The organism is Parcubacteria group bacterium CG10_big_fil_rev_8_21_14_0_10_36_14, assembly GCA_002772895.1.
Taxonomy (GTDB): domain Bacteria; phylum Patescibacteriota; class Patescibacteriia.
Window position 1 is genome coordinate 385 of sequence record PFCS01000018.1, and the last position, 3,127, is coordinate 3,511.

The following is a 3,127-nucleotide window of genomic DNA, read 5'->3' on the forward strand; positions in this document are numbered from 1 at the left end:
ATCATCTTCTATTGCAACACTCAAAAACCCTAACTTATTCAGTTGTTCAATTAATGTCTTTTCAAGTTTTTGTTCGGATTGGTGGGGCATGTTGTTTGTTTTAAAAATCAATTTGCTTTTTTATATCAATTAAAAAAGAATTTGTTTTGATAATTAAAAAATTCATAGTTTTCTCGTCTGCTCTTTTAAGAAATTCTTCAAAATATTTTAATGCATTTTGAAAATCTAATTTCTTTTTATAATTTAAATAACCTATCCAAAAATATAATTGAGGGACATTTTTTGATTTTAATATTTTTAAATTAAAATCCTCCACTTCATTAAGTGTAATTTCCTCATTAATATAAGACTGTTTTTCTATTTTTTGGCACATCTTATATGCTTCTTCGTAATTTTTATTCCAAAACTCTAAAAAAGCCCAACTATATCGCCACTCAAATCGATCTTTCGAATATTTTTTTGCTTTCTTAATACTCTCAAAAGCTTTTTCTGGATTATTATCAAATATAAAATCAAAAATTGCTTTTAACACCCAAGATCTGTAGTTGATTTTATTTTTTTCTAAAGATACAGAAAGAAACTCAATGGCCTTTGTCTTAGTATTATTAGCATAATAAATTGTAGCGATTATTAGAGCTTCATTTGAAATAATAAGTGGAATTTTATTTTTGATACTTTTTAATTTTTTTAAATCAAATTTTGTTAATTCTTTAAGATTTTTATCCTTGTTAATCGTTTTGTATTCGGACAATTCATCAGCTAAATTTTTGTGCATTTTGAAAGCTAAAAATGGATTTCCAGATAAAAAAGAAGCCACCCCAACAACATATTTGGTGGTTAAGTATACTATCTTTGCAGTTGCCTTACATCCTCTTAATTCAAAAAATTCACTAAAATTAATTTCTTTTGGCAGCATGGCCCTAAAATCAAAAGCTAGCTCTTGACTCATTTGTATAGGTATTGGTAAATGCGCAACATATCCATCAATATTTAAAAAATATTTTTTAATTTTTTTTCCGTCGTATTCTTTTTGTACGTCACCATAAAAAAATATGTGTCCATCAATCTTCTCGTTAGCAGTAATAATATCTTCCTTATTTTTGATTTTTTCTGAATGATGATTCAAAAGTGGAATTATTTCAAAATATTTATCAAGGCCTGTGTCATTAATTTGTCTCTTAAGCTCCGTAATAAACTTATTTTTCATTTTTACTCCCTCATAATTTTCTGAAGATATAGCTACAACTAAACCAGTCTTACGATCTTTATTTTTTTTATAAGGCCAAAAATATTTAAATACTACCCAAAATACAATTATCACAAAAAATATTATACCATACAAATACCATTCATAATTGAAATCATTTCTTATTAGTACATGAACTGATAGCAATAAACAAAAAACAATAAAAAGAGAAGCAGCTAAGCCCTTTAATTTATAAAAGCCATTAACCACATAACTCTCAAATAAATTTTTTAGATCATTGAATGCCAGCATATATTAATATTATCCTTATATATAACCCCTACATCAAGCCCTTTTCTCAGCTTTCAGCTTGGCTGATTTGTTGTTGTTGTGATCCTATTAAATAATCAAGGATTAACATTATACTAAAATCTTTTACTATCTTCTGCCGATATTACAGAATCAACTTCATTTTTTATAACATCCAAAAAACTATTAATATCATCGATATTTAAAAAATCAATCAAAAAATATTCAGAGTTAGCTTTTTGGTTTTTATCTAAAAATATATAATTAGTTTCTACTTGAAAATGACTATTAATAACATTCGTTTTATAATTTTTACTATCATTTTCATCAAAATCAACTTTTATTAGATTGGAAAAATTATCACAGATAACTATCGGGTATTTTAATATTTTTGTGATAGTTTGCGGATTTCTTGGAAAACTCCAATGTATTGGATTATCATACCATTGATCGTAGTAAATCTGAGCATTCAAACATTGAGTAATAGCTTTATAGACAATGTCTTCTTTGTTCAAATTACTTGAAAAAAGCTTTGCCACTTTATCACTTGTTAAATAATGAAACTTATCCATTCCAATATCAGCCCCATGTTTTTTATGTAATATCTCTAAACCGCTATTTTTCTCCATTCTGGAAACGGCTTTATCCATATCCTTATCATCAAACCAAAAAACGATTTCTTGTTCTATATATTTACACTCAATAAACAATTGAACGTTTATTTGCACACTTGAATCATAAGGAGAAGCGGAATAAAATGGTTTTTCAGCAATAATATCTATTTCTCTTACGCTGTTGGCAATATTATCGTAATAATAAGGACTGATTGAAAGCTTCCATCCTTGTGCACGCAAAATATCTATAGCTTTTTTATGAGTAATTATTCCGCTGTTATCAATTAAATTGTTTATTTTTTCTTCATCCATATATTTTACACAAACAACCCCTGCATCAAGCCCTTTTTCCAGTTTTCAGCTTGGGTGATTTGTTGTTGCTTTGATCCTATCAAATTATCAAGTTTAGTCAAAAAATCTGCTATTTTTTGTTGTTCTGGAAGCGATGGAAATAAAAATTTTATTTTCATAAATCCAATTTTTGAAATATTATAACGAGTACTGCCTTGTGCTAGTTTTACAATTTCTTTTCTAAACAAAAAACTTCTAAAAAAGAACTTTGCAAAATATGGATCTAATACTTTAAGTGAATCGGGGCGAAAGCCAAATGAAAAACTATTTAAAAATGGAGCGCTATTTTTATCAAGCATAACAGAAGAAAATCCAACCTCCAAAGGTGTTTCTGATGAGGTTGTAAAAAATATGTCTCCAAATTGTGCTTTGTTTTGTTTTTCTTTTACTCCTACTTTTACTAAAGCATATTTTTGAATATTTATCTCACTTTTATCAAATATTTGTTTATAAGTTATAAAGGAATCGCCTTCGCCAAAATCTTCCCCACTTTTTCCCGATAATCCATTATATGCTTTTCCCACCTCCGCTAACATATTCAACTCCCACACAGGAAAATTATTCCCACTGTCACCTTTAAACCGAACTTCTTGAGAAAAAATTTTCTGCATCATCCCTTTTTTGTATTCCTCAAAAGATTGTTTTTGCGCACGCAAATTTTCAATCC

The 3,127-nt window shown here is 27.8% G+C and carries 2 protein-coding genes and 1 pseudogene (1 of these 3 cut by a window edge); all 3 read right to left on the reverse strand.

The window, feature by feature from the left end:
* Positions 1-100: 100 nt before the first annotated feature.
* Positions 101-1,498 (reverse strand): hypothetical protein, encoded by a 1,398-nt coding sequence (locus tag COU51_01425; protein PIR66899.1) that lies wholly within the window; start codon positions 1,496-1,498, stop codon positions 101-103.
* A 113-nt stretch (positions 1,499-1,611) separates the two neighbouring features.
* Positions 1,612-2,421, reverse strand: a complete 810-nt coding sequence (locus COU51_01430; protein PIR66900.1) for a hypothetical protein — start codon at positions 2,419-2,421, stop codon at positions 1,612-1,614.
* Between the two features lie 5 nt (positions 2,422-2,426).
* A pseudogene (locus tag COU51_01435) lies at positions 2,427-3,127 on the reverse strand (hypothetical protein) (it continues 544 nt past the right edge of the window).